This is a genomic window from Paraburkholderia sp. J7 (assembly GCF_905220155.1).
GTDB lineage: Bacteria > Pseudomonadota > Gammaproteobacteria > Burkholderiales > Burkholderiaceae > Paraburkholderia.
The window spans coordinates 122,449-147,635 of record NZ_CAJMYZ010000024.1; the positions used below are offsets into that span (position 1 = coordinate 122,449).

Annotated in this window: 22 protein-coding genes; 14 read left to right on the forward strand and 8 right to left on the reverse strand. The window is 64.6% G+C overall.

All coding sequences use genetic code 11. From position 1 onward, the window contains the following. The first annotated feature begins 52 nt into the window (after window positions 1-52). The 6 genes from U5A58_RS32370 (at window position 53) to U5A58_RS32395 (ending at window position 7,632) form a co-directional block, all read left to right on the forward strand. Entirely contained in the window at window positions 53-3,583 is a 3,531-nt protein-coding gene (locus U5A58_RS32370; RefSeq protein ID WP_321964460.1) for an indolepyruvate ferredoxin oxidoreductase family protein, read from the forward strand. Between the two features lie 34 nt (window positions 3,584-3,617). Further along, the gene (locus U5A58_RS32375) at window positions 3,618-4,385 is read left to right on the forward strand and encodes an SDR family NAD(P)-dependent oxidoreductase (RefSeq protein WP_321964491.1); all 768 of its coding nucleotides are present in this window, start codon (window positions 3,618-3,620) and stop codon (window positions 4,383-4,385) included. A gap of 92 nt (window positions 4,386-4,477) precedes the next feature. After that, complete coding sequence (locus U5A58_RS32380) at window positions 4,478-5,383, forward strand: LysR family transcriptional regulator (protein WP_321964461.1); 906 nt, start codon at window positions 4,478-4,480, stop codon at window positions 5,381-5,383. 103 nt (window positions 5,384-5,486) lie between these two features. After that, window positions 5,487-5,720 (forward strand): hypothetical protein, encoded by a 234-nt coding sequence (locus U5A58_RS32385; protein WP_321964462.1) that lies wholly within the window; start codon window positions 5,487-5,489, stop codon window positions 5,718-5,720. A 22-nt stretch (window positions 5,721-5,742) separates the two neighbouring features. After that, window positions 5,743-5,934 (forward strand): hypothetical protein, encoded by a 192-nt coding sequence (locus tag U5A58_RS32390; protein WP_321964463.1) that lies wholly within the window; start codon window positions 5,743-5,745, stop codon window positions 5,932-5,934. Window positions 5,935-6,045: 111 nt separating this feature from the next. After that, entirely contained in the window at window positions 6,046-7,632 is a 1,587-nt protein-coding gene (locus U5A58_RS32395) for a Na+/H+ antiporter (RefSeq protein WP_321964464.1), read from the forward strand. An 18-nt stretch (window positions 7,633-7,650) separates the two neighbouring features. Here the strand turns inward: U5A58_RS32395 and U5A58_RS32400 are convergent, their stop codons facing one another. The 5 genes from U5A58_RS32400 to U5A58_RS32420 all read right to left on the reverse strand — a co-directional run bounded on the left by U5A58_RS32400 (window position 7,651) and on the right by U5A58_RS32420 (window position 13,661). Then, entirely contained in the window at window positions 7,651-9,135 is a 1,485-nt protein-coding gene (locus U5A58_RS32400) for an MmgE/PrpD family protein (protein WP_321964465.1), read from the reverse strand. 44 nt (window positions 9,136-9,179) lie between these two features. Then, complete coding sequence (locus tag U5A58_RS32405; RefSeq protein ID WP_321964466.1) at window positions 9,180-10,547, reverse strand: short-chain fatty acid transporter; 1,368 nt, start codon at window positions 10,545-10,547, stop codon at window positions 9,180-9,182. Window positions 10,548-10,625: 78 nt separating this feature from the next. After that, window positions 10,626-11,501 carry an amidohydrolase family protein gene (locus tag U5A58_RS32410; protein WP_415774324.1) on the reverse strand — a complete coding sequence of 292 codons (876 nt, stop codon included), beginning with the start codon at window positions 11,499-11,501 and terminating at the stop codon, window positions 10,626-10,628. Window positions 11,502-11,568: 67 nt separating this feature from the next. After that, window positions 11,569-12,771, reverse strand: a complete 1,203-nt coding sequence (locus U5A58_RS32415) for a CoA transferase (protein WP_321964467.1) — start codon at window positions 12,769-12,771, stop codon at window positions 11,569-11,571. After that, window positions 12,768-13,661, reverse strand: coding sequence for a CoA ester lyase (locus tag U5A58_RS32420; protein WP_321964468.1), 894 nt, complete (start codon window positions 13,659-13,661; stop codon window positions 12,768-12,770). The genes U5A58_RS32415 and U5A58_RS32420 overlap by 4 nt, the downstream gene beginning before the upstream one ends. Before the next feature lie 104 nt (window positions 13,662-13,765). Here U5A58_RS32420 and U5A58_RS32425 point away from each other — a divergent pair, with 104 nt between their 5' ends. Further along, a complete protein-coding gene (locus U5A58_RS32425; protein ID WP_321915111.1) occupies window positions 13,766-14,638 on the forward strand; it encodes a LysR family transcriptional regulator in 873 nt (290 codons plus the stop codon). 21 nt (window positions 14,639-14,659) lie between these two features. Here U5A58_RS32425 and U5A58_RS32430 read toward each other — a convergent pair whose 3' ends face one another. Then, the gene (locus tag U5A58_RS32430; protein ID WP_321964469.1) at window positions 14,660-15,562 is read right to left on the reverse strand and encodes a LysR family transcriptional regulator; all 903 of its coding nucleotides are present in this window, start codon (window positions 15,560-15,562) and stop codon (window positions 14,660-14,662) included. Between the two features lie 151 nt (window positions 15,563-15,713). Here U5A58_RS32430 and U5A58_RS32435 point away from each other — a divergent pair, with 151 nt between their 5' ends. Next, window positions 15,714-16,997 carry an MFS transporter gene (locus tag U5A58_RS32435; RefSeq protein ID WP_321964493.1) on the forward strand — a complete coding sequence of 428 codons (1,284 nt, stop codon included), beginning with the start codon at window positions 15,714-15,716 and terminating at the stop codon, window positions 16,995-16,997. Window positions 16,998-17,099: 102 nt separating this feature from the next. After that, window positions 17,100-18,080 (forward strand): amidohydrolase family protein, encoded by a 981-nt coding sequence (locus U5A58_RS32440; protein ID WP_321945159.1) that lies wholly within the window; start codon window positions 17,100-17,102, stop codon window positions 18,078-18,080. 52 nt (window positions 18,081-18,132) lie between these two features. Here U5A58_RS32440 and hmpA read toward each other — a convergent pair whose 3' ends face one another. Together hmpA and U5A58_RS32450 are read right to left on the reverse strand one after the other, a co-directional pair. Beyond that, window positions 18,133-19,344 carry an NO-inducible flavohemoprotein gene (gene hmpA / locus U5A58_RS32445; RefSeq protein WP_321964470.1) on the reverse strand — a complete coding sequence of 404 codons (1,212 nt, stop codon included), beginning with the start codon at window positions 19,342-19,344 and terminating at the stop codon, window positions 18,133-18,135. 91 nt (window positions 19,345-19,435) lie between these two features. Next, window positions 19,436-20,281 (reverse strand): FadR/GntR family transcriptional regulator, encoded by an 846-nt coding sequence (locus U5A58_RS32450; protein ID WP_321938597.1) that lies wholly within the window; start codon window positions 20,279-20,281, stop codon window positions 19,436-19,438. 252 nt (window positions 20,282-20,533) lie between these two features. Between U5A58_RS32450 and U5A58_RS32455 the strand changes: the two genes are divergently transcribed. The 5 genes from U5A58_RS32455 to U5A58_RS32475 all read left to right on the forward strand — a co-directional run bounded on the left by U5A58_RS32455 (window position 20,534) and on the right by U5A58_RS32475 (window position 25,183). Continuing rightward, window positions 20,534-21,745 carry an ABC transporter substrate-binding protein gene (locus U5A58_RS32455; protein ID WP_158761461.1) on the forward strand — a complete coding sequence of 404 codons (1,212 nt, stop codon included), beginning with the start codon at window positions 20,534-20,536 and terminating at the stop codon, window positions 21,743-21,745. A 78-nt stretch (window positions 21,746-21,823) separates the two neighbouring features. After that, window positions 21,824-22,684: a branched-chain amino acid ABC transporter permease gene (locus U5A58_RS32460; RefSeq protein ID WP_321945863.1), complete on the forward strand. Its 861-nt coding sequence runs from the start codon at window positions 21,824-21,826 to the stop codon at window positions 22,682-22,684. Further along, the gene (locus U5A58_RS32465; RefSeq protein ID WP_321964471.1) at window positions 22,681-23,721 is read left to right on the forward strand and encodes a branched-chain amino acid ABC transporter permease; all 1,041 of its coding nucleotides are present in this window, start codon (window positions 22,681-22,683) and stop codon (window positions 23,719-23,721) included. Before U5A58_RS32460 ends, U5A58_RS32465 begins: the two co-directional genes overlap by 4 nt. Next, window positions 23,718-24,485 (forward strand): ABC transporter ATP-binding protein, encoded by a 768-nt coding sequence (locus U5A58_RS32470; RefSeq protein WP_321964472.1) that lies wholly within the window; start codon window positions 23,718-23,720, stop codon window positions 24,483-24,485. Before U5A58_RS32465 ends, U5A58_RS32470 begins: the two co-directional genes overlap by 4 nt. Continuing rightward, window positions 24,482-25,183, forward strand: coding sequence for an ABC transporter ATP-binding protein (locus U5A58_RS32475; RefSeq protein WP_321964473.1), 702 nt, complete (start codon window positions 24,482-24,484; stop codon window positions 25,181-25,183). The genes U5A58_RS32470 and U5A58_RS32475 overlap by 4 nt, the downstream gene beginning before the upstream one ends. Window positions 25,184-25,187: the final 4 nt, after the last annotated feature.

The following is a 25,187-nucleotide window of genomic DNA, read 5'->3' on the forward strand; positions in this document are numbered from 1 at the left end:
ATTGGCTACCTAGAATCGGCTAATACCCACAAGCCGAACAGCGGAGACAACCATGAACATGCGAGCCGTCGAGACCGGGCGCCAGATCGATACGGACTATCGCCTCGAAGACCGCTACCTGCGCGAGGACGGCGCGGTCTTTCTCACCGGCACTCAGGCGCTCGTGCGCGTCCTGATCGAACAGGCGCGCGCGGACCGGCAGGCCGGGCTGAAAACGGCGGGTCTCGTCTCCGGCTATCGCGGCTCGCCGCTCGGCGGATTCGATCAGGAACTGTGGCGCCAGAAGGCGCTGCTGGCGGACTTCGACGTGCGTTTCGAGCCGGGTCTGAACGAAGACCTCGGCGCGACGATGCTGTGGGGCGCGCAGCAACTCGACGCGTTTCCCGGCAAGCGTGTGCAAGGCGTGTATTCGATGTGGTACGGCAAAGGGCCGGGCGTGGACCGCACGGGCGACGTATTCCGCAATGCGAACATGCTCGGCACCGCACGGAACGGCGGCGTGCTGGCTGTGGCCGGCGACGACCATGCGGCGCAGTCCTCGATGTTCCCGCACCAGACGGACCACGTATTCGAAGGCGCGATGATGCCCATCCTCTTTCCGGCCTCGGTCGAGGAGTACATCGAGTTCGGGCTCACGGGCTATGCGCTTTCGCGCTTCAGCGGGTTGTGGGTCGGTTACAAGGCGATTACGGAGACGGTGGAAAGCGGCCGCTCGATGCGCGTGAGCCGCGGCGTGGCGTTGCGTTTGCCCGAGGACATTGCGGTTCCGCCGCAGCGTGGCTTCAACTATGACCCGCAATTGCGCTGGCCCGCGGAACGCGCCGAACTGGAGCGCCGCGTGCTCGAAGAGCGCCTGCCCGCCGCACTCGCGTTCATGCGGGCGAATCCGCTCGACCGCGCGTTGCTGCGCCCCGCGCATGCGCGCGTGGGCATCGTCACGGTGGGCAAGGCACATGCGGACGTCCTGGCCGCGTTCGAGGCGCTGGGCCTCACGCCCGAGCGCCTCGAGCAGCTCGGCATCGGGCTCTATAAGGTTGGCATGATCTGGCCGCTCGAAACGGAAGGGCTCAAAGCGTTTGCCAGCGGCATGCGGGCGCTGTTCGTCGTGGAGGAAAAGCGCTCGTTCGTGGAGCGGCAGATCAAGGAAGCGCTTTTCAACGTGCATGCGGACCAGCGGCCGTCCGTGCACGGCAAGACGCTTGGCGAGCGCGAGCCGCTACTGCCGGCGGCGATGGAGTTCGCGCCGGAGCAGCTTGCCCGTGCGCTGCAGCGGTTTTTCCATCACGTTGCGGTCGACATTCCGCATGTCGTTGCGGGCGCAACAAATGCGCGATCGGCCGCGCAGCGCGTGATCGCGCTCGCTTCGGCACCGGCGGGGGAACCGCTCACCCGCAAGCCGTTTTTCTGCGCGGGCTGCCCGCACAATACCTCGACGCGTTTGCCCGACGGCTCGCATGCCGCGGCCGGCATCGGCTGTCACATCATGGCGCTCGGCGACGCGGGCAATACAGCCACGTTTTGCCAGATGGGCGGTGAAGGCGTGCAGTGGGTCGGCATGTCGACGTTCACGGACATGCCGCATCTGTTCGTCAATCTCGGCGATGGCACCTACCAGCATTCGGGCAGCCTCGCGATACGCCAGGCCGTGGCGGCGCGCGCGAACGTCACTTACAAGATTCTCTTCAACGACGCGGTCGCCATGACAGGCGGTCAGCCCGCCGAAGGCGGCCTCACCGTGCATCGCGTGGTGGCGCAGGTTCAGGCCGAAGGCGTGAGCGAAGTCGCCGTGGTGACCGACCGGCCCGAGCAATACGTGGGCGCGCAAATGCTGCCCACGGGCGTGACGCTCATGCACCGCGACGCGCTCGACGCGCTGCAACGCCGCTTGCGCGAGCAGAAGGGCGTTTCGGTGATCGTCTACGACCAGACCTGTGCCGCCGAAAAGCGCCGCCGTCGCAAGCGCGGCAAGCTGATCGATCCGCCCACGCGTGTGGTGATCAACCCGGCTGTGTGCGAAGGCTGCGGCGACTGCTCCGTGCAGTCGAACTGCATTGCAATCGAGCCGCTCGAAACGGAGCTGGGCCGCAAGCGGGCCATCAATCAATCGAGCTGCAACAAGGACACCTCGTGCGTGAAGGGCTTTTGCCCGAGCTTCGTGACGGTCGAGGGCATGGAGCCGAAGCGCCCGGACGCCGCGCGTATTCAACGCATCGAAGCCGAGCTGCGCGCCACGCTCGCGCCGCCCGTACGCGTGCCGCAGGCGCTGGAGCAGCATCTGCGCATGGTCGTGACCGGTGTGGGCGGCACGGGCGTCGTGACGATCGGCGCGATCCTCGCCATGGCCGCGCATCTGGAAGGGCGCGGCGCCTCGACGCTCGACTTCACCGGCCTCGCGCAGAAGAACGGCGCGGTGTTGAGCCACGTGCAGATCGCGCAGAGCCGCGGGCTCATCACCACGTCGCGCATCGGCGCGCATGCGGCCAACGTGCTGCTCGGTTGCGACGCCGTGGTGGCCGCCTCGTCCGGCGCGCTCTCGCGCCTGCCGGCCAGCGGCGCGCGCGCCATCGTGAACGAGCGCATCACCGCAACGGCCGACTTCGTGCGCGACGGCGACCTGCCCGTGAGCAAGGCCGTGCATCAAGCAGCGATAGAGAGCGCGATGGGCGCAGAGGGCGCGGCGTTCTGGGACTGCACGGCGGCGGCAGAAGCAATTTTCGGCGACGCCATCGCCTCGAACATGATGATGGTGGGCTACGCGTATCAGAGGGGCCTCGTGCCGCTCACGGAGGCATCGATCCTGCGTGCGATCGAACTCAATGGCGCGGCCGTGAAGATGAACGAACGCGCGTTCCTGTGGGGACGGTTGATCGCGCAGGACGCTCGCGTGCTCGAACGTGTGGCGGGAGCGGACGTGGCAGCCGCGAGCGCGCCGTTCGATCTTGCGCGCTTCGTGGCTGAGCGCGAGCGCGATCTCACGCAGTACCAGAACGCCGCTTATGCTGCGCGCTATCGTGCGCTGGTCGAAACCGTCGCGCAGGCGGAGCGCGGCATTGACGGTGCGCACGGTGAGCTTGCGCAAGCGGCCGCACGCCACTATTTCAAAGTGCTCGCCTACAAGGACGAGTACGAGGTGGCGCGCCTGCACACGAACGGGGGCTTTAGCGCGTACCTCGCCGGTTTGTTCGACGGCACGGCGGGCAAGAAGACCTTCCACATGGCGCCGCCGCTCCTCACGCGACGCGACGCGCAAACGGGACGCCGCAACAAGATCGCGCTGCGCGGCGTGTGGGCCGAGCCGTTGCTGCGCGTGCTCAAGCATGGCAAGGCGCTGCGTGGCACGCCGCTCGATCCGTTCGCACGCCAGCGCGACCGCGTGATCGAGCGCGCGATGATCGGTGAATTCGAGGACGACGTGCGCCTCGTGCTCGGCAAGCTCACGCAGCAGACGCTTGCGGCGGCCATCGGCCTGCTTGGCGTGCCGGGTGCGGTTCGTGGGTTCGGTATCGTCAAAGAACGCAATTACGAGCATTCGCGCGGCATGCGCGAGCGGTATCGTGCGGAACTGATGGCTGAGATGGTTTGAAAGATCGGATAACTAATCGATGGAGGAGATTCAGATGGTGGTGCAGGACAAGACTTTTTTGATCACGGGCGGTGGTTCAGGACTCGGCGCGGCGGTGGGCCGGCATTTGCTCGAACGCGGCGCGAACGTCGTGTTCGCCGATATCGACATCGCGCGTGCGCGCGACGAAGCGGCGCATGGCGGCGAGCGTGCATTTGCCGTAGAGGTCGATGTGACGCAGACAGCAAGCGTCGAGGCGGCGATTGCGCTCGTCACGCAGCGCTTCGGCGCGCTGCATGGTGTGGTCAACTGTGCGGGCATCGCACCGGCGCAACGCATCGTCGGAAAAGAGGGCGCCCATTCGCTCGATCTGTTCGCGAAGGTCGTGAGCGTCAACCTCATCGGCACCTTCAACGTGATGCGCCTCGCGGCCGTGGCCATGGCGAACAATACGCCCGACGCCGGCGGCGAGCGCGGCGTGATTGTCAACACGGCTTCCGTGGCGGCTTACGATGGCCAGATCGGGCAATCGGCCTATGCGGCTTCCAAGGGCGGCGTGGTGTCGCTCACGCTGCCGGCGGCGCGCGAGCTGGCGCGCAACGCAATTCGCGTGGTGACGATCGCGCCAGGCATCTTCGAAACGCCGATGCTTCTCGCCATGCCTACCGAAGTGCAGCAGGCGCTGGGCGCGGGCGTGCCGTTTCCGCAACGCCTTGGCCAGCCCGCGGAGTTCGCGGCGCTCGTCGAGCATATCGTCGGCAACCGCTACCTGAATGGCGAAGTGATACGCCTTGACGGTGCTTTGCGCATGGCGCCGCGCTAGTCGACGTTCCGCGTTGGACGGATCGCCGCTGGGACGTCGAAGACTGTGTATCGTAGAATCGGAACCATCGACTCACGATATTCGAAAAGCACATGGCCAAGGACGTGACTTTGCGGCAGTTCCGCTACTTCGTGGCGGCGGCGCAAAACGGGCAGTTTTCGATGGCGGCGACGGCCGAGCATGTCTCGCAGTCCGCGATCACCAATGCGGTGCTCGCGCTCGAAGAGGCGCTCGGCACGCGGCTTTTCGTCCGCTTGCCCCAGGGCGTGGAGCTGACGCCCGACGGGCAGGACTTCCTCAATCACGCGCGCCACGTGCTGGAGTCGGTGCGCGACGCGCTGCACAAAGCGCCGTTTCGCGCGCACAGCCTGCGCGGTACGGTGCGCATGGCTGCCTCGTATACGCTGCTCGGCTATTTTTTGCCGGAACTGCTCGCGCGCTTTCGTGCGACGTATCCGGAGATCGAGATCGATCTGCACGATCTCGACCGCCCGGCGATCGAGGAAGCGGTGCTCGCGGGCAAGGTGGATCTTGGCGTGGCGCTGCTTTCCAACGTGGAGCGGCGCGCGCGTTTTGGCCACCACGTGTTGATGCGCTCGCGACGCCAGTTGTGGGCGGCGCCCACGCATCCCCTGGCGCAGACGGGCACCGTCACGCTGCGCGACATCGCGCGCTACCCCTATATCCTGATCACGGTGGACGAGGGCGAGGCCTCGACGCTGCGCTACTGGAAGAAGCGGCGCATTGCGCCGAATATTGCGTTTCGCACGAGTTCGATGGAGGCGTTGCGTGGCCTCGTGGCGCATGGCTTTGGCGTGACGATTCTCTCGGACATGGTGTTCAGGCCGTGGTCGCTGGAAGGCAAGCGCATTGACGCGTGCGCCATCGAGGACGCCATTCCGCAGATGGAGGCGGGCATGTTGTGGCATCCGGGCGCTGTGTTGAGCGATCCGGCGCGCGCGATGCAGCAGTTCTTGATTCACGCTTGCGGGAATTGAGGGACGGTCGCCGCCTCTCATTTCGAATTCCTCTGATATCCCCGCCACACCCATTTCCCTAATCTGAAGCCTTCATCGCAATCTTCCGCGCTGGAGGCAAGTCATGGGTCCGCAACTGTTGCTCGATACGTCGCATCTGATGAAACACGTCGATGCGCTGGGCGAGTCTATCCACACGCACGCCAACGCGCAGCCTGTTGCGCGGCACGAGCGTATCGCCGTCGATTTCGTTCGGCGCCAGTGCACCGAAATCATCAGCCTCGGCGTGGCGCTCGGCTGCGCGGCATTTTGCATGGGTATCGTGATCGGCGTGTACCTTTTGCTCGAACGCCTCTAATCGATCCGACGAGGCCATTCCAATGTCCAAACTCCGCGAACGTTACCGGGCGGGCAAAAAGCCGGTCGACCCGGATAGTTACCTCGCCGCCATCATCGAGCGGCACCGTCATTTGTACGTCGATATCGGCATGTGCATGGGCGTCCTGGTGGGGGTCGTCTGCCTGGTCGTCGCGGCGCACGTGATCGCCGACTGGCTCAACCTCGCGATCTAGCCGCCAGCGGCAGGGCTACACGCCGGTTTCTCCTCCACGGCCTTCATGGCAAGATACGCATTCCCTCGCGCCACCCCGGGCACCGTACCCGGGCAACAATAAGGAAGCGTCATGTCGGCCGTGTCGGCGTTCAAGCTTGTGCTCCTCGCGCTCATCGCCATCATCGCGCTCGAACTGCTCGCGAAACGACTGCGCCTGCCACCCGCTGCCGCATTGCTGGTCGGTGGCGCCGCCCTGGCGTTCGTACCCGGCCTGCCGCCGGTCGTCATCGACCCCGACCTCGTCCTCATCGTGTTCCTGCCGCCCCTGCTGATGGACGGCGCTTACTCCTTCGTCTGGTCTGATTTCAAGCGCCACCTCGCGCCCATCCTGCTCTTCGCCATCGGCGCGGTGGCCTTCACGACGTGGGCGGTTGGCGTGGTTGCGCATTGGGCCGTTCCTTCGCTGCCGTGGGCCGCCTGTTTCGCACTGGGCGCGGTGGTGTCGCCGCCCGATGCCGTCGCCGCGAAAGCCGTGCTCGAACGGCTCGCGCTGCCGCGCCGCCTGATGGTGCTGCTCGAAGGCGAGAGCCTGCTCAACGACGCCGCCGGTCTCGTGCTGTTTCGCTTCGCCGTGGCGGCGGCATTGACGGGAGCGTTCAGCGAACCGAATGCGGCGCTCAGTTTCGTCGGGCTCGCGCTCGGCGGGATCGTGGTTGGCTTTGTCGTGGGCTATGTCGTGGTTTGTCTGCTGCGTCAGCTCGAAGACGAATACCTGATCATCACCGCTTCGGTGCTGGCGGGCTGGATCGCCTATATCGCGGGGGACATGCTGGGCGTGTCTAGCGTGATCGCCACGGTCACGTGTGGCATGCAGCTAGGCTGGCATCAGCATGAAGTTTTTTCGGCTACCGTGCGCAGCCGCGGCACGGCGTTCTGGCAGGTCATGGTTTTCGTGCTTGAGGGGCTCGTATTCGTGCTGATCGGCCTTTCGCTGCGCGGGGTCATGCTTCGCCTTGGCGGTACGGGCAACGCCGTCGCGCTGCTCGGTCCCGCCGCGATGGCCGTGGTGTTCGCCGTCGTCGCTTCTCGCTGCGTGTGGACGTATGGCATCGAGGTCATCCGGGCAGCGCTGCATCGCATATTGCCGCGCCGCGTGAGCGCCGCGGACTTTCGCGGCGCGGCGGTGGTGAGCTGGGCCGGCATGCGCGGCGTGGTTACGCTGGCCATTGCGCTCGCCTTGCCGGAGGCGATGCCGGGGCGTGACCTCATTCTTTTCGCCGCGTTTGCCGTCATTCTGTTCACGGTGCTGCTGCAAGGCACGACCATAGGGCCGCTCATCAAGCTGATCAGGCCTGCGAACGATCTCGAAGGGGAGTCAGCCTATCTCAGCGAGCCGCAGGCGTGGGCGCGCCTCGAAGCCGCCCAGCTTGCGGCGATCACGCCGCTCGTACACGGGCCGGACGGCAGCGTCATCCACCCGCGTTTGCTGGAGCAATACACGTATCGCGCGAACCTCACGCGCAATTTTGAAAACGCCGAGCGCTATCCCCAGGAAATGCGCACCTCCCACTACGACGTCGTGCTGGCCGCGGTGGAGGCCGGGCGCGCGGAGCTGTTGAAGCTGCACCGCGCCGGCCAGATCCACGACGAACTGCTGCGTGTGCTCGAACGCGATCTCGATCTGGAGGAGCTTTCGGCGCGGCACGGAAGGGGCTGATACTCTCCTTCGCGTTCCTCAGGCGTGCACGACAAGCGGCGCGAACAGAGTCGAAAGGTCGCGCTGCTGGTCGAGACTCCAGAGAAAGCCCAGCGCATCCTCGGCACGCGCGCTCCCGATCACAGGCGCCGCGTTCTTGCGGAACTTCACCGCGAAGTCGCTGCGCTGCATCGGCCGCGTGGCGAAGCCTGGAATGTCGTCCACGCGCTTCGACACGGTTTGTCCGTCCGTGAGCGTGGCGCTCACGATGGTCGCGTAATACTTCGGATAGAGCCGGGTCAGTTCGGGGTCCTCCATCACCTTGATCTTTTGCATGAACGCGCGAATCTTCGGGTCATGCAGCGCCTCGGAGCGGTAGCTCGCCAGGCTGATGTCGCCGTCGAACATGGCGCGCGCGGTCACATAGGGCAGGCTGTGATCGGCGGTTTCGCTCGTTTCCGGCGCCCACTTCTGCGGGTCCATGCCCGCCGAGAAATAGCCTTCGTGCGAGGTGCGAATCTCCATGCTGGCAATGCGGTTGAGATCGCCCACCTGTTTCGCGACGTCGATGCCCGCGGCAATGGCCGTTTGCGTGAGTGCCTGCGCCGGGTAGAACTTCACCGCACAGTCGTTGATGCGAAACGGCCGGCCTTTGCCGCCGAAGCTCGCCGTGTCGATGGTGAATGGCCCGGATACCTGCTTGAACAGCCCCGCATTCCCCTCGAAGATCGGCGCGGGGCCTGTGAGTCCGTCGCGCGCGAGGGCGGCCGAAAAGACGGCGTTGCGCGCGGCGTCGGCATCGGCGAGACCCTTCCAGTTCGACATGGTTTGCACGCGCGTCTGGTTCAGCGCGAGATGGCCGTTGAGCGCGATGTTGACGGCTTCGGCCAGTTGCCGCTCGTCGAGCTTCATGAGCTTGCCCGCCGCAAGCGCGGCTGCGGGCAGGCTGAAGATGGGGTGGTCCCAGCCGCGCGAGCTGATCGAAGCGGCGTCCATGAGGCGGCAGTCGATTTCGTAGGCGAGGGCGATGGCGACAATCAGGTCGCGGCCATTCGCGCCTTCGGCCTCGGCCTGCGCAAGACACGCTGCGATATTGTCGCTCGGGTGGCCGATTTCCTTGCCCGCATACACGTCGTTGAGATCGTAGTAGCGGATGGCGGCCCCATTCGCAAACGTGGCGAGGTCGGGCGACGTGCGGCGCTGCGTGCCGAGCACCGTGGCGCCCCGGCCGTCGCCGCTCGCGTAGTTCAGCGCAACCTGGCGCGCGATGCCCACCGGTTTCTCGCCGAGCGCGGCGATGCCGCAGCCCAGCGCGTCGGTGGTGTGGGTTTTGACCGCTTCGATCGTGTTCGCGTCGAGGTCATCGTAGTTCAGCGCGGCGGCGTAAGCCGCGAGACGCTGCGCGATGGTGGGCGAAGCCGGTGCGGACGCAACCTTCTGCGCGCGCGCCGCGCCCATGCCGCCCAATGTGCCCGCGCCCGCGGCGAGCGCCGTGAGCGACGCCATGAATGCACGCCGTTGCATGCGGTGTCTCCTTGTTCTTTAATGGTTTTAGGGAAGAATGCGGGTCAGACGAGCAGCAGCAGCGCTGCGCCGAATACCACGGTGCCGAGCAGGAAGGTCATGACCGTGAAGCCCAGCACGCGCTGCACGCCAATGCCGGCCATCGCAACCACGGGCGCGGCCCAGAACGGCTGCATCATGTTGGAGACCTGTTCGCCCATTGCGACGGCCATCGTCGTGGCGGGCATGGAGGCGTGCAGCGCGATCGCGGCAGGCACGACGAACGGACCCTGCACGGCCCAGTGACCGCCGCCGCTCGGAATGAAGAACGTGACGATCAGCGAGCACACATAGCTCCAGAACGGCAGCGTGTGCGTGTTCGAGATCGCGATGAAGAAGTGCGAGATCACGTTGGGCAGGCCCGTGGCGTCCATCATGCCCATTACGCCGCCGTAGAGCGGGTATTGCAGCATCATCGAGCCGGTTTGCTTGGCGGCGTTCTTGACCGCATCTGCGTAAGCGAGCGGGTAGCCATGCAGGATCACGCCCGCGATGAACATGACGAAGATCACGGCGTTCACGCCGGAAAACGCTTCGATGTGCTCGAGGCGCGCGAGCACGAGGAACGTCACGCCCACGAGACCGATGAACGCGCTGCCGATCCACGAGTATTCGAGCCACTTCGCGAAGCTCAGCTTGCCTTCGGGGCGCTTGCGCGGTTCCGGGTCGGGGTTCTTTTCGATGTCGAGCACGACAGCGTCTTCGTCGCGCGGCTTGAGGAACGCGAGCACGACGGGCGTGGCGATGAGCATGACGATCACCGGCACGAGGTTGAATGCCGTGAACACGGTGTCGTTGAACGGCAGCACCTGGCCAGTAAGCTTTTGCACGACGTTCATCGCGCTTCCAGGTGTGGACTGTGCGAGCGCGATGGAGCTGGAAATGCCGCTTGCCCATACCACCCAGCCCGAAAAGCCCGCTGCGACGATCCATGCGAAGTCCACGCGCATGCGCTTGGCCACTTCGCGCGCGAGCAGCGCGCTGACCACGAGGCCGAGGCCCCAGTTGAAGAACGAGGCCACAGCCACGAGCACGAAGGTAAGCGAGGCGGCCTGTACGGGGGTGCGGGCCATGCCCACGAGCGCCTTGAACACGCGCTGCACGGGCGCGGCGTGGGCGAACGCGTGGCCCGTTACAAGAACGAGTGTGATCTGGAAGGCGAACGTAAGGATATTGAAGAATCCCTTGTACCAACCGACCACGAGCGTGTTGAGCGTGGCATGCGGGGCGAACATCGCCGAAAGCGCGGCCACGACCGCGGTGATGAGGATCGCGAGCACGAACGGGTCGGGAATGGTGCGTTCGAACAGGCTGATCGTCGCGTCGGTAAAGCGCGTCTTGCGCACGGGTGCGGCGGTGGCGGTGGACTTCACGTATTGTCTCCTGGTGCTGAAAGTGGCCGCGCGTACCTCGCGCGCGGCTGTTTGTATCGGTGGCGCAGTGGTGCTAGTTCATCGGGCGAAGCCGTAGAGTTCGGCGGGGTTGCTTACGAGAATCCGTTTGCGCGCCGCTTCGTCCTCGACCCACGTGCCGAGCAGATCGAAGATCGAGGCGGTGTCGGGCTTGTGCGTTTCCGTTACGTGCGGCCAGTCGCTGCCCCACACGGTGCGCTGCGGCAGCAGTGCGGCCCATGCGCGCGCGGTTTCGGCCACGTCGGCGTAACCGCCCGCGAGTCCCGCTTGCGAATCGAGGTAGGCGCCCGAGAGTTTGACCCACACACGCCCAGAAGCCGCGAGGCGGCGCACCACGCCATACGCGGGGTGCGAGGTGCCCACTGGCAAGGGCAGGCGCGCGAGATGGTCGAACACCATCTTGCAGGGCAGGCGCGTGAGCAACGCTTCGTGCTCGACGATCTGGTCGGCGGTCCAGTGCAGCTGCACATGCCAGCCGAGTTCCGCGATGCGCCGCGCAAGCGGCTCGACCATGTCGAAGGTGACGACCGCCTGATGCGGCGTGTACAACGTGAAGCGGATGCCGCGTATGCCGCCGCGATCGAGCATGTCGAGTTCGGCGTCGCTCACCTCGGGGCGCAGGACGGCTACGCCGCGCGCGTTGTCGATACCCAGTTGGCGGATCGCGTCGACAGTCACGCAGTTATCGGTGCCATAAGGTCGCGGCGTGACGATTACCGTGCGCTGCGTGCCAGTGCGTTGCTGCACGCGTCGATAATCCTCGACCGTTGCGCCTTCAACGATATGCGCGCCGTTGCCGGGCGATGCCGCGAAGCGGCGATCGTAGATGTGGATATGCGAATCACACGCGAAGGCGGGCGCCTGCATGCGTGCGTTGGGTGTATCGATCGTATGGACATGATGCTCACGGTCCATCGCGTTGTCTCCTTGTTTGCCGCGCACGCTAACGGGAATCGGCGTGCGCGGTTGCGGCTTTTTCTGTTCAGAGCACGGCGTGCTCGCTTCTCAAGCGTTCGATCTCCGCATCGCTCCAGCCCGCCTCGCGCAGCACCGCGTCCGAATGTTCGCCGAAGGCGGGCGCAGCGATCGGATCGGGTGCAGGCGAGGCGCCGAAACGAATCGGCTCGCGAAAGCCGCGATACGCGCCCACGCCGGGATAGGCGTAGCGCGTGACCATCTCTTCCTCGAGCACTTGCGGGTCGTCGAACATATCTTCGATCGTGCGCGCGGCCGCGCAGGGCACCGCCTCGCCGAAGTGCGCTTCCCATTCGAGCGCGCTGCGCGCCTGCAACGCGGCGTGCAGTTGCGGCACGATCTCGTCGCGATGCTCCGCACGCTTGCGCACCGAATCGTAGCGCGGGTCCTGCGCGAGTGCAGCGAGCCCGGTTTTTTCGCAGAGCGCCTGCCAGAAATGCGGCGTGTTCGCCGAGATATAGAGCCAGCCTTCACGCGTGGGATGAATGCCGGTGATGCCGCCCGAGCGCATGTCGCGGCCTACGTCCTTTGGTTCGCCGTCGGCCCAGATCATGCGCGCCGACTGCATGGTGAGCGCGCTGCGCAACAGCGAAACGCCCACGTACTGGCCCGCGCCGCTGCGTTCGCGCTCGAACAGCGCGGAGGAGACCCCTGCTGCAACGAGCGCGGCGGCGTAATAGTCCACCACCGAGCCATAGAGAATCTCGGGCGGACCGCTGGGCTTGCCCTGGAACGTGCACATGCCCGTCATGGTTTGCAGCACCTGGTCGTAGCCGGCCTTGTCCTTGTTCGGCCCCTGGTCGCCGTAGCCGGTGACCGCGCAGTAGATGAGCCGCGGATTCACTTCGCGCAGCTGTTCCCACGCAATGCCCAGGCGTGCCGGCACGCCGGGGCGGAAGTTGTGCACGAGCACGTCGGCCTGTTTGACGAGGCGCTGCAGCACCTCTTGCGCGCGTGCTTGCTTCAGATCGAGCACGAGGCCGCGCTTGCCGCGGTTCACGCCGAGAAAGGCACGGCTTTCGGCTTCGAGCGTGGAAGGGTACTTGCGCAGGTTGTCGCCCGTGGGCGGTTCGATCTTGATGACGTCCGCGCCTTGATCGGCGAGCAGCGTGCAGCCATACGGGCCCGCGATATAGGCGCTCAGGTCGAGCACGCGCACGCCAGCGAGCGGGCCGCGCGGCGCGGCGTTCATTTCGGGCAGCGAGTTCATTGGCGCACCTCGCTCGACGTTGCGGGCGCAACGAGTCCAAGCCGCTCGGCGCTTTGCACGAGCGCGCGGGCGCGCTCGACGAAGGGCGCGTCGATCATCTTGCCGTCCACGACATAAGCGCCCACGCCGTCACGTTCGGCGTTGCGCGCGGCTTCCACCACGCGCAGTGCGTGGGCGATTTCGTCGTCGGAAGGCCGGAACACGTCGTTGGCGAGCGCGATCTGGCTCGGGTGAATACAGCTCTTGCCGAGGAAGCCGAGTGCACGGGCCAACTCGGCCTCAGCACGAAATCCTTCGGCATCCTTGATATTGGCGAAAGCCGAATCGTACGCGAACACACCGGCTTCGCCCGCAGCGAGCCGCAGGCTGAACATGGCCTGCTGCACGGCTGCCGGATCGCGCCGCGCGATGCCGAGCGGCTCGAACAAGTCGCCAAGACCCAATTGCAGTCCCGCCACGCGTGCATGGGCGGACGCGAGCGTCGCGGCTTCGCGCAGCGCGCGCGGCGACTCGACGTTGAGCAGCAGCTTCACGGGGCGGCTTACGCCGTTGGCGCGCTCCGCGCGCTCGATCGCGGCGGCGGCGGCGCGCACATCGTCGGCGGATTCGGGTTTCGGCAGATTCACGTAATCGAGGCCGGGCTGAACCACGGCGGCGATATCGTCGGCGAACCACGGTGTGTCGAGCGCGTTCACGCGCACGATCAGCACCTTGCCGCGTTCACGCACGGCGGGCGAAACCAGCAGGGCTCGCAGTGCCTCGCGGGCCTCGGGTTTACGCGCAGGTGCCACCGAGTCTTCCAGGTCGAACGACAATGCGTCCGCGGCGCTCACGAGCGCCTTTTCGAACAGCTCCGGGCGCGATGCCGGCACGAACAGTTTGCTTCTCATCTCCACGTATTCCGTATAGGTCACCACTGAAGGGCAGTCTACGATTGGCAATGATTTAGATAAACTATGCGGATCTATCTTTAAACTATAGAAAAGCTACGTTTATGGACACTGGCTTCCTGAGCAACCTGCTGCTGGTCGTGGAGAGCGGCTCCATGGCGGAGGCTGCGCGTCGCGTGGGCGTAACGCCCGCCGCGATCGCGCAGCAAATCCAGACGCTCGAGCGCGAGCTGGGCGTAGCGCTCGTCATGCGCGCGGGGCGTACCGTCATTCCCACGGAGGCGGGCCAGCGTGTCGTGGAGCGCGCCCGCTCGCTGGTGCGCGGGTTCGACGAGCTGAAAGCGCTGGCGCAGGAGCAGGAAATGGGCGGCGAGCTGCGTGTGGGGACCATCACGTCGGCGCTGCTGAGCGTGCTGCCCGACGTGCTGGCACGCTTCGCCGCGGCTTTTCCGCAAGTCAAGCTGCTGATTCGCGCTGGCACCTCGACGGAGCTATTCGAGGCCTTGCAGCGCGGCGAGCTGGACGTGGCCATCTGCCTGCACCCCGCGTTCGCGCTGCCGAAATCGTATGACTGGCATCTGTTGCGCGAAGAGCCCATCGTCGTGCTAGCGCCTGCAAAGCTCGCGCGGACCGATCCGCACGAACTGCTGCGGCGCGAGCCGTTCATACGCTACGACCGCGCGCTTGGCGGCGGCAAGCAGGCCGACCAGTATCTGCGCCGCGCGAAGATCGTGCCGCGCGAGCTGTTCGAATTGAATTCGCTGATGGCGATTGCGCTGATGGTGGATCGCGGCCTTGGCGTCTCGCTCGTGCCCGATATCGGCACGCCGCTTACAAAGGGCTTGCGGCTCGCGCGCCTCCCGCTGCCGGAGGCAACCGAGCCACGCCGCTTCGGCATTCTGTGGTCGCGCGCTTCCACGCGCAGCCGCGTGATACGCGGGCTCATCGAATGCTCGGCAGAGGTGGTGCGCAGGTGATGTGACGCGCTCGCGCGGGCTTCAGGCGGCCGCCGGCTTGCCGATGCGCTTGTACCAAAGCTCGATGAACGACTCGGCGGCGGGCGAAAGCGAATGCTCGGCGCGACGGATCAGATTGACGTCGCGCGTGACAACGGGCGCCTCGAGCTTGCGCGCGACGAGATCGCGGTGTGGAAACGAGCCGAGCAGCATGCCGGGAAAGATCGCGATGCCGAGTCCGGCCTGCGTCATGGAAAGCCCGGTTGTCATATAGGCCACCTCATATTCAATGGCCTTGCGCTCGCCTAGCGCGAAGAGCGTTTCGTCGATCAGGCCGCGAATGCCGCTGCCCGGCTTCACGCCGATCCACGGGTAGCCGAGCGCGTCGGCCCACGTTACGCGGCGCTTTTTCGCGAGCGGCGAATCCTTGCGGCAGATCGCGCAAAGCCGGTCGCGCGCGAGACATTGCAGCGTAATGCCTTCGGGTTTGTCGCTGATGGTGCCGATGCTGAACTCCACGTCGCCGGTGAGCGTGGAGGCGGTGAGCCGGTCGGGCGCCGCGTCGTCGATCGAGACCTCGATGTTCGGATACAGGGCGCGGTACTCGGCCACGAGGCGCGGCACGACGGCTGCCGCGATGGAAGGCGTGGCGGCGAAGCGCAACTGTCCGCGCTCGCGCCCGGCCAGCTCTTTCACGCTCGACTGGATCGATTCGAGGTCGCGCAGCATGCGCTCGACGGTGGGCAGGATTTCCTGTGCTGCCACCGTGGGCCGAAGCGAGCGCGACGTACGGTCGAACAGGCGCATGCCGAGCGCTTCCTCCATCTGCCGGATCAGCACGCTGACGGCCGGCTGCGTGATGAACATTTCGTCGGCGGCGCGCGTGAGCACCCCGAAGCGGCAGACAAGCGCGAACGCGCGCAGTTGCTTGATGGTCGGTTGCATAAAGTAACTTTATGGAGCCATTGAATTTGTTCGATTGTCTTCATGACTATAGTGCCTTACATTGCATTGCGGCAGATTCGATGAAGTCGTTAAAGGTCCAATAGAGGCAGGCCAGCCATGAGCTGACCGCATGGAGACAGTCGTGAGAGCAATGGATACGCGCATACGCTGGCGCGGCGCCGTGGCGTCGACGCTCGGCAACGTGCTGGAGTGGTACGACTTCGTCGTATTCGGGTTTCTCTCTATCATCATCGCCAAACAGTTCTTTCCCGGCGACAGCGAATACGCGGCGCTCATGCTGACCACGGCCACGTTCGGCGCGGGGTTCGTCGTGCGGCCGCTCGGCGGCGTGCTGCTCGGCATGTACGCCGACCGCAAGGGCCGCAAGGCGGGCCTTACGCTCGTCATCGCCTTGATGACGCTGGCGGCCGCGATGATCGCCTTTACGCCCGGCTTCCAGCAGATCGGACTCGTTGCGCCCGCAATCGTCTTGTGTGCGCGGCTGCTGCAGGGTATTTCGGCCGGCGGCGAGTTCGGCACGGCGACGGCCATGCTGATCGAGTACGCGCCGAAGGGGCGGCGCAACCTCTACGGCAGCTGGCAGATGTTCGCCCAGGCGCTTGGCGCGCTACTGGCCGTGGCCATGGGCAGCGCGCTCACGCATCTCTTCACGCCACATGCGCTCGAGTCATGGGCGTGGCGCATTCCGTTCCTCTTTGGTCTGCTCATTGGCCCGGTGGGTTTTTATATTCGCCGCAGTCTGCCGGAGACCGAGGCATTCGAGCAGATCGACAAGCGCGTGAAGGCGCCGTTTAGCCGCGTGGTGTCGCAATACCCGCGCGAGCTATTCGTGGCGACTACGCTGAGCGCCGCGCTCAACGTCATGGCGTACGTGATCATCACCTATCTGCCGATTTACTCGGTCCAGAATCTGCACATGCCGGTGACGCTGCCCTTTAACGTACTGCTGGCGAGCGTACTGTTGCGCGTGGTCACCATTCCGCTATTCGGCCATATGGCGGACCGTGTGGGCGGCAACCGCATGATTTGCGGCTCGCTTATCATATTTCTCATCGTGCTGTATCCGGCCTATTACTGGATCGTGAGCGCGCCTTCCATCGTTTCGATCATGACGGTCGAATTGCTGTTCGCATTGCTGATCGGTGCTTCGAACAGCCCGATTCCCACGGCGCTCGCGGCGCTCTTTCCCACTGAAGTACGCTCCACGGGCCTCGCGATTTCGTACAACATCGGTGCGGCGATTTTCGGCGGATTCTCGCCGTTCGTGCTGACCTGGCTGCTGCACACCACGGGCAACAACATGGCGCCTGCCCACTTCTGCGCGGTGTTCTTCGCGCTGGGTCTGATTGGCGCGTTCATGCTCAAGCGCGAAGCACCGCACTTGAACGACCTTTCGGCGCCTTCGTCCATTTGAGCGGAGCAGCGCAATCCATACACGCTGATGCTTTGATCCATACGATAAGGATGACGAAGCGTTAGCCATTCCATCGGCGAATCTCGAACAGGAGAAACCAGCATGCCCGTCATTGACGTCCATACCCATATCTTCACGCACAAATGGCTCGAACTGCTCAAGGAGCGCGGTGGCGCCTACAACATTCAAACGCGGCCCGACGGGCAGCAGGAAGTGTTTCGCGGCAACACGCCGGTCGTGATTCCGCAGAAGGGCCATTTCGATTTCGACCTTCGCATCAGGCACATGAACGAAGCGGGCATCGACGTTTCGGTCGTTTCGCTGACATGCCCGAACGTATTCTGGGGCGACGAGGAAACGAGCTGCCAGGCCGCGCGCGAGACCAACGACACGATTGCCGAGGGGCAGGCCGCTCACCCCGAGCGCATCCGCTGGTTCGCTTCGCTGCCGTGGGAATATCCGCAACGCGCGGTGCAGGAGCTGGAGCGCGCCTGCGCCAATGGCGCGAGCGGCGTAATGGTGCTCGCCAACGTGGCGGGCCGCAGCCTCACCGACCCGATGTTCGCTCCGATCTGGGCCGAGATTGACCGGCGTGCGCTGCCGGTGCTCGTGCACCCCACCGATCCGCCGGGCGTCGAGCAAATGGACATGACGAAGTTCGACCTGAGCTGGTCGGTGGGCTTCATGTTCGATACGACGCTCGCCATCACGCGCATGATCTTCGAAGGCTTCTTCGACCAGTATCCGAACCTCAAGATCATCGCCTCGCATGCGGGCGGCGCGCTGCCGTATCTCGCGGGCCGCTTCGGCAAGGGCGACGACGTGGAAATTCCGCAGCGGCGCCAGATGAAGCGCAAGCCCATCGACTATTTGCGCCATATTTACTATGACTGCATCACGTATAGCCCGGCGTCGCTCGAGTTCCTGATTTCGGTAGTGGGCGCAGACCAGGTGATGTTCGGCACGGACTGGCCGCATCAGGTGCATGACACGCGCGGTGCGTTTGCCAATACCGCGCGCTTGCCTAAGGCGCAAAGCGATGCGGTGCGCGGCGGCAACGCATTGAAGGTGTTTGGATTCTGAGCGATGGAGACGGCAAGCGCGGCCTTTGGGCCGCGCTTGCCGGCACGAAAGCCTATTCCGCGAAAAGATCCGGCCCGAAGACTTCGTAGTGAATCCGGGCTTCGTGAACGCCGAGATGCTTTAGCGCATCGTGCTGCATACGCATGAAGGGAATGGGACCGCAAATATAGTAGTCGGCGTCGGGTTGCAGAATCGACTGCTTGATCTGGCCGATGTCGACGAACCCCGCATAGTCGTAATCGCGTCCTTGCACGTCGCCGGGCAACGGCTCGTTGTAGAAAATCTCTAGCTGAAAGTTGGCGTTCGTGGCGGCGGTCTCGCGCAAACGGTCGCGCATCGCGTGCACGCCGCTATTGCGCGCGCCATGCACGAATACCACCTTGCGCTGCGGATCCTGAAGCGCTCGCTTGAGCATGCTGATCATCGGCGTGAGGCCCACGCCGCCGCTGATGAGCACGATAGGCGTATGCGCGTTCACGTCGATATGGAAACTGCCATAGGGCGCGGCCAGTTTCACCTCGTCGCCCACGTTCACATGGTCGTGCAGCAGATTCGAAACATAGCCGGCCGGCTGTGGGCCGCCGGCCTCGCGTTTCACGGAAATGCGGTAGGTCCGGCCATTGGGCATATCGGAAAGACTGTATTGCCGGATCTGCTGCAAGCCGAGCGCCGGCACGTTCACGCCGATGCTGATGTATTGGCCGGGCTCAAAGTTCGCGACCGGGCCGCCGTCTGCCGGTTCGAACACGAACGAGGTGATCACGCTGCTTTCGGGCCGCTTCTCGCGCACGGCGAACGTGCGCCAACCGGTCCAGCCGCCGAGCTTGTCGGCGGAATCTTCATATAGCTGGCATTCCATGCCCATGAGCACGTCGGCGAGATTGCCGTAGGCCTGCGCCCATGCGGAGATGATGTCCTCGGTGGCCGCAGCGCCCAGCACATCTTTGATCGCACCTAGCAAATGTTCGCCAACGATCGGGTAGTGCTCGGGCAGCACGCCGAGGCTCGCGTGCTTGTTGGCGATGTTCTTGAGCACGGCGCCGAGGCTCGAAGGGTCTTCAATGTTTTCCGCATACGCATAGACGGCGCGCGCGAGCGCCTGCTGTTGCTGCCCCTGTTCCTGGTGCGCCATGTTGAAGACATTCTTCAGTTCAGGGTGGGCCTCGAAGAGCCGCGTGTAAAAGCGCTTGATGATGGCGTAACCGTGATCCGCGAGCACGGGCGCGGTTGCCTTCACGATGTCCTTCGTTCGCTGCGTGAGCATTTCCGTTCCTCCTTTCACGAGTGGGGAAGCACGCGTACTCATTCCAGTCTAGTCAATGACAGGCGCGATCGCAGGGACGGGCGCTTATGCCTCACTCCTCCTTTTCGTCCGCTGCGCTAGCCCCTGTGATCACACGCACGCGTTTGCGGATTTCCGAATCGAGAATCAGCCGCCCGCGCAGCTTGCCTTTCATTCGCTTGACATGCTTGGGCGCCTCCGTCATGTGCTCGACCATGAGCGCGCGCACACGTTCGACGTCGCGCTCGCGCGCGGCCTTCACGATCTCGCGGTGAATCTTGACGTTCGAAGCGCCAAAGCGGCGATGCTCGGCAATCGGCGTGTCGTTCCTGAACTCGATCAGCTGCCGGATCATTTCGTTGATCAGCTCGCAGATAAAGCGCAGAAACGGATTGGGATTCGCGGCCGCGAGGATGTCGTGAAAGGTCATGTCCTCCTGACGCTGACGCACGAGGTGGCCGCGGTCATGCGGCGCGCTCGCACCATCGCAGCATTCGATGTTCGCCTCGAGCGCGGCAAAGTCCGCTTCGGTGAGATGCGGCACGGCGCCCGCGGCCAGTTCGGGTTCGAGCTGCTGGCGCACGGTATAGATGTCGTCGATCGAGACATCCTTGAAGAACAGATAGTTCTGCAGCAATTGCAGCGTGCGGTCGAGCGGCACTTCCACGACCATGCCCCCGCCGCTCGGCCCCGTCGACACCTTGATGAGACCTTGCACCTCGAGCGACTTCAGCGCCTCGCGAATCGTGCTCTTGCTGACCGAATAGAGCTGCTGCAACTCGGCTTCGCGCGGCAGCCGGTCGCCCGGTTTCAAGTCCTTTTCGGTAATCAGGCGCTTGATCTCCTCGGCGACGAGATCGGCGCGCTTGGGCTGCTTGATTTCGACGGCGGTCCCCGATCTGACCCGGTTCGTGACCATCTTCGCGACTCCCTGCGTAATGTTGGTTTCGTTGTTTCGCGCCGGCCGCGCCGCCGCTTGTGAGAAGGCGTGGCCAGGCCGACGAGGTTTTTGACGGATTGACACTGCAATTAATTATACCTAGCATCGGGTTCATTCTATTTATCATGATAAATAGAAATCACCGTCTCGCAGGCCGTCTCGCTGGCGCCGGTACGGTTTTGCAGTCTGCCGCGTCGTTCGTGTCTGTGTTTCCCCACAAGGAGCCTCAACTTGAATCGCCGAGAACTGTTGAAACTGGCCGCGCTGTCGGCCATGCCGGGCGCGCTGAGCGTCCTCTCGTCCTCACGGGCGTTCGCACAGGGGGCGGCCGGCGTGCAGCTCGCGTGCCCCGTGCCGATGTCGGGGCCGTTCGCGGCCAACGGCAAGTACGCCGATCTCGGCATGCAGCTCGCGGTCAAGCAGTACGGCAAGGTGCTCGGCTTGCCGCTCGACTACACCACGCTCGACACCGAGGGCAAGCCCGCCACGGCCGTGCGCCGCGTGCAGGAGATCGAGCAGCAAAAGGGCGTGCGCTTCTTCGCGGGCGGCGTGCTGTCGTCCGAAGCGCTTGCCATGGGCAAGGAAGTCGACAAGAGCGGCGGCGTGTTCATCACCACGGCCGGCGCCGACGAAATCACGGGTAAGGACTGCAACGCCGCCACGTTCCGCTGGTCGGTGCCGACCTTCGGCGCGATCGAGCAGACCGTGCGCCCGCTGATCCAGATGCAGCCGAAGGCCAAACGCTGGTACACGATCACGCCGCAATACGTGTTCGGCGAAGGCCTGCTCACCGCCGCGAAGAACGTGTTCAAGGAGAAGGGCATCGAGCACGTGGGCAACAGCTACCACTCGCTCACCGAGAAGGAATTCAGCGGCTATCTGACGAACGCTGTGGCGGCCAAGCCCGACGTGCTGCTCATTCTCAACTTCGGTTCGCAGTCCTCCGATACGCTGCGCCAGGCCGTGAGCTTCGGCATGAAGAACAACTGCACGATCCTCATGGCGTGGGCCTCGGGTCTCGAACAGTTCGAGGCGCTGGGCCCGGACCTGTGCGATGGCGTGTACTTCGGCGCGCAATACTGGCATGGCATCGACACGCCGCTCAATCATGACCTCGTGCAGCGCACCCAGGCGGCCTTCAAGGCCAACCCCAACTACAGCCTCGCGGGCTCGTACATCTGCTCGAAGATCCTGCTCGACGGCATGGTGAAGGCGGGCAGCGCCGATCCGAAGAAAGTCGTTGCCGCGCTGGAAGGCATGAAGTATGCGGGTTTGACGGGCCCTGAAGAAATTCGCAAGGGCGACCACCAGGTGCTCAAGAACTACTACCTGTTGAAGGGCAAGAAGAAGTCGGCGATGAAGAATGCCGACGACTACGTGGATATCGTCAGCTCGGGCCAGTCGTTCCTTCCGCTCGACAAGACGGAGTGCAAGATCGCCTGAGGTTTTCATTGCGGGCTCAGGTGCCGTTTGTTCGTTGTTGGTTCGGCACGTGTTCGTTACTTCTACGCTACGCACCCCATGAATGTCTATCTGCTGCAGATCATCAATGGAATCGGCGTCGGGATGCTGTATTTCCTGCTGGCGGTCGGTCTCTCGATCGTCTTTGGCCTGTTGCGCTTCGTGAACTTCGCGCACGGCGCGTTCTACCTGCTCGGCGCGTACTGCTGTTATCAGTTTCTGCAGTGGTCGGGCAACTTCTGGCTCTCGCTCGTGATCGTGCCGATTGCGGTGGGCGCGCTTGCCTGGGTCGTGGAGAAACTCGTATTGCGGCATATCTATGCGCAGCAGCACGAGTTCCATATTCTCGCCACCGTCGGGCTCGCACTGGTGATCCAGGAGTGCGCGATTCTCGTGTGGGGACCGCTCGGCGACAACGTGGCCGTGCCCGACGCGCTCAATGGCGTGGTGATCTGGGGCAGCTTCGTTTATCCGAAGTACCGTCTGTTCGTGATCGGCTTCACCGCCGTGCTCGCCGTGCTGCTCTGGTGGGTGCTCGAAGGCACGCGGCTTGGCAGCGCGGTGCGGGCGGGCAGTGAGTCGTCCGAAATGGTGTCGCTGCTCGGCATCAATGTCACACGCGTGTTCAGCCTCGTGTTCGCGCTCGGCGCGGCCACGGCGGCACTCGCGGGCGTGCTGGCAGCGCCCATACGCGGCGTCGATCCGTTCATGGGGCTCGAGGCGTTGAGCGTGGCGTTCGTCGTCGTCGTCGTGGGCGGCATGGGCAACTTTCTTGGCGCGCTGGTGGGCGGCCTGTTGGTCGGCATTGTGCAGAGCCTCATGAGCACGCTCTGGCCACAAGGCGCGCAGCTCATGATTTACGTGGCGATGGCGGCCGTGTTGCTGCTGCGTCCGAACGGACTGCTCGGGAGGGCCGCATGATCGAATCGACAAAGCTCGCCACTGGCGCGGGCACACCCGATGCGGCCGGGACTGGCGGCCTGCTGCGGCGCTATCGTTATGTTCTGCTTGCCATCGTCGTGGTGTGCGCTTTGCCGCTCACCATCCGCTCGGGGTCGCTCGCGACCGAAGTGCTCGTGTTCGCACTCGCCGCGCTGGGCTGCAATCTGCTGCTCGGCTTTACAGGGCTCCTCTCGTTCGGACAGGGCATTTTCTTCGGCCTTGGCAGCTATACCGCCGGCATCCTGCTCACGCATGGCGTGCCTTCGGTGCTCGTGGCGCTGGCGGCTGCGGCCGTACTGGGTGCACTCGCTGCGGCGATGGTCGGCTGGTTCTCCATACGCCAGCGCGGCACGTATTTCGTGATGCTCACGCTCGCGTTCGGCCAGCTCTTCTACTTTCTCGCCTATTCGTTGCCCGATATCACCGGCGGCGACAACGGTCTGCTCGACATCCCGCGTTCGGCGCTTTCAATCGGCTCGCACGCACTCGTCGCGCTCGATTCGCCGTGGCAGTACTACGGTTTTGTCGCGGTGGTGTTCGTGGTCGTGTTCGCGTTGATGGTGCGCGTGTCGCACTCCGTATTCGGCCGCACGTTGCTCGCGATTCGCGACAACGAGGCGCGCGCGGGTGCGGCGGGCTATCACGTGAGCCGCTTCAAGCTGATGGCGTTCGTGATCTCGGGGGCGGTCACCGGTCTCGCCGGCGCGCTGCACGCGATGATGACCGGCATCGCGCCGCTGTCCAACATCGACTATCACACGAGCGAAATGATCCTGCTGATGACGGTGATAGGCGGCAGCGGCAACCTGTTCGCCTCGGTGATCGGTGCGGCGTTTTATGTGCTCTTTGCCGACTGGCTCTCCACCCTTTGGCCGCGCTGGCTGTTGCTGCTCGGCCTCGTGCTGATCGCCGTGAGCCTCTTCATGCAGCGCGGTCTGTGGGGTTTGGGTGAGCGCGTGGTGGCCGCGCTGCGGCGCACAGAAGGCGCGGATGCGCACAGCAAGGAGCAGGCATGAGCGAAGCGATTCTGGAGGCGCGCGGCGTGGTGAAGCGCTACGGCAAATTCACGGCGCTTTCGGGCGTGGACCTGCGCATCGCGCCGCGCACGGTGCATTCGGTGATCGGGCCGAACGGCGCGGGCAAGACCACGCTCTTTCACGTGCTCACGGGTACGGTGCCGATTTCTTCGGGCACCATCGTATTCGATGGCCACGACATCTCGCGCGAGCCCGATCACAAACGCGTGCGGCGCGGTATTGCGCGTTCGTTCCAGGTGACGAGCCTGTTTCAGAACCTGAGCGTGCGCGAGAACCTGCGCGTGGCGGCCCAGGGTGTTCAGGCGCGCCGGGCGCTCAACGCCTGGACCCCGCCGCACGGCGCGCTCGCCCATGTGGAAACGGTGGAGCGCGTGCTGGAGCGCCTCGCGCTGCAACGCCATGCGGATACGGCGGCGGGCGCGCTCTCACATGGCCAGCAGCGGCGCCTCGAAGTGGGCATGGCGCTGGCCGCGCGGCCGCGCGCGATCTTTCTGGACGAGCCCACCTCGGGCATGGGCATCGACGATCTCGACGACATGAAGGCGCTGATCCGCGGCCTGCGCGACGACTATACGGTCGTGCTCATCGAGCACAACATGGGCATCGTCATGGACATCTCCGACACCATCACAGTGATGCAGCAGGGCCGCGTGCTCGTGGAGGGCAAACCGGATGCAATACGCGGCGACGAACGCGTGCGCAGCGCCTACCTCGGCAACATGATTACGGGAGGCCGCGCATGATGCTCGACGTGCGGGATATTCACGCGTACTACGGCAAGAGCCATATTCTGCAGGGCGTGTCGCTGCAGGTGAACGAAGGCGAAACGGTCACGCTGCTCGGCCGCAACGGCGCGGGCAAGTCCACGACGCTCAAGACGATTGCGGGCGTGGTGGCGCCGCGTGGCGGGGTGATCGACTTCGCCGGCAAGACGGTTAGCGGACAGCCGGCGCACCGTATCGCGGCGGCTGGCCTGTGCTTCGTGCCGGAGCATCGCGGCATTTTCCGTTTGCTGAGCGTGGAGGAAAACTTGCGCCTAGGCGCGCGCAAGGATTCGCCGTGGCAGCTCGAAGACATCTACCGGATCTTCCCGCGCCTGAAGGAGCGGCGCAAGAACGGCGGCGCGCAGCTCTCGGGCGGCGAGCAGCAGATGCTCGCGATCGGGCGCGCGCTCATGAATCACCCGCGTCTTCTGATGCTCGATGAACCTGTGGAAGGCCTCGCGCCTGTGATCGTCGAGGAGATCGTCGACCAGCTCAAGCAGATCAAGGCAGCGGGCGTGGCGATCGTGCTGGTCGAGCAGAACCTCGAAGTGTGCACGCAACTGGCCGACCGTCACTACATCATCGAGCAGGGCGTGATCGTCTACACGGGCGGCAACGCCGAGTTCGCCGCCGATCATACGGTCAAGGACCGCTATCTGGGCGTGGGCGTGGTTTGAACGT

Coding starts and splice junctions, on each gene's coding strand:
- U5A58_RS32390 (WP_321964463.1), top strand. CDS start 5,743: ATGTCCAAACTCCGCGAACGTTACCGGGCGGGCAAAAAGCCGGTCGAC.
- U5A58_RS32380 (WP_321964461.1), top strand. CDS start 4,478: ATGGCCAAGGACGTGACTTTGCGGCAGTTCCGCTACTTCGTGGCGGCG.
- U5A58_RS32470 (WP_321964472.1), top strand. CDS start 23,718: ATGAGCGAAGCGATTCTGGAGGCGCGCGGCGTGGTGAAGCGCTACGGC.
- U5A58_RS32420 (WP_321964468.1), bottom strand. CDS start 13,661: ATGAGAAGCAAACTGTTCGTGCCGGCATCGCGCCCGGAGCTGTTCGAA.
- U5A58_RS32435 (WP_321964493.1), top strand. CDS start 15,714: ATGGATACGCGCATACGCTGGCGCGGCGCCGTGGCGTCGACGCTCGGC.
- U5A58_RS32410 (WP_415774324.1), bottom strand. CDS start 11,501: ATGGACCGTGAGCATCATGTCCATACGATCGATACACCCAACGCACGC.
- U5A58_RS32450 (WP_321938597.1), bottom strand. CDS start 20,281: ATGGTCACGAACCGGGTCAGATCGGGGACCGCCGTCGAAATCAAGCAG.
- U5A58_RS32385 (WP_321964462.1), top strand. CDS start 5,487: ATGGGTCCGCAACTGTTGCTCGATACGTCGCATCTGATGAAACACGTC.
- U5A58_RS32440 (WP_321945159.1), top strand. CDS start 17,100: ATGCCCGTCATTGACGTCCATACCCATATCTTCACGCACAAATGGCTC.
- hmpA (WP_321964470.1), bottom strand. CDS start 19,344: ATGCTCACGCAGCGAACGAAGGACATCGTGAAGGCAACCGCGCCCGTG.
- U5A58_RS32415 (WP_321964467.1), bottom strand. CDS start 12,771: ATGAACTCGCTGCCCGAAATGAACGCCGCGCCGCGCGGCCCGCTCGCT.
- U5A58_RS32430 (WP_321964469.1), bottom strand. CDS start 15,562: ATGCAACCGACCATCAAGCAACTGCGCGCGTTCGCGCTTGTCTGCCGC.
- U5A58_RS32370 (WP_321964460.1), top strand. CDS start 53: ATGAACATGCGAGCCGTCGAGACCGGGCGCCAGATCGATACGGACTAT.
- U5A58_RS32395 (WP_321964464.1), top strand. CDS start 6,046: ATGTCGGCCGTGTCGGCGTTCAAGCTTGTGCTCCTCGCGCTCATCGCC.
- U5A58_RS32400 (WP_321964465.1), bottom strand. CDS start 9,135: ATGCAACGGCGTGCATTCATGGCGTCGCTCACGGCGCTCGCCGCGGGC.
- U5A58_RS32465 (WP_321964471.1), top strand. CDS start 22,681: ATGATCGAATCGACAAAGCTCGCCACTGGCGCGGGCACACCCGATGCG.
- U5A58_RS32375 (WP_321964491.1), top strand. CDS start 3,618: ATGGTGGTGCAGGACAAGACTTTTTTGATCACGGGCGGTGGTTCAGGA.
- U5A58_RS32460 (WP_321945863.1), top strand. CDS start 21,824: ATGAATGTCTATCTGCTGCAGATCATCAATGGAATCGGCGTCGGGATG.
- U5A58_RS32475 (WP_321964473.1), top strand. CDS start 24,482: ATGATGCTCGACGTGCGGGATATTCACGCGTACTACGGCAAGAGCCAT.
- U5A58_RS32425 (WP_321915111.1), top strand. CDS start 13,766: ATGGACACTGGCTTCCTGAGCAACCTGCTGCTGGTCGTGGAGAGCGGC.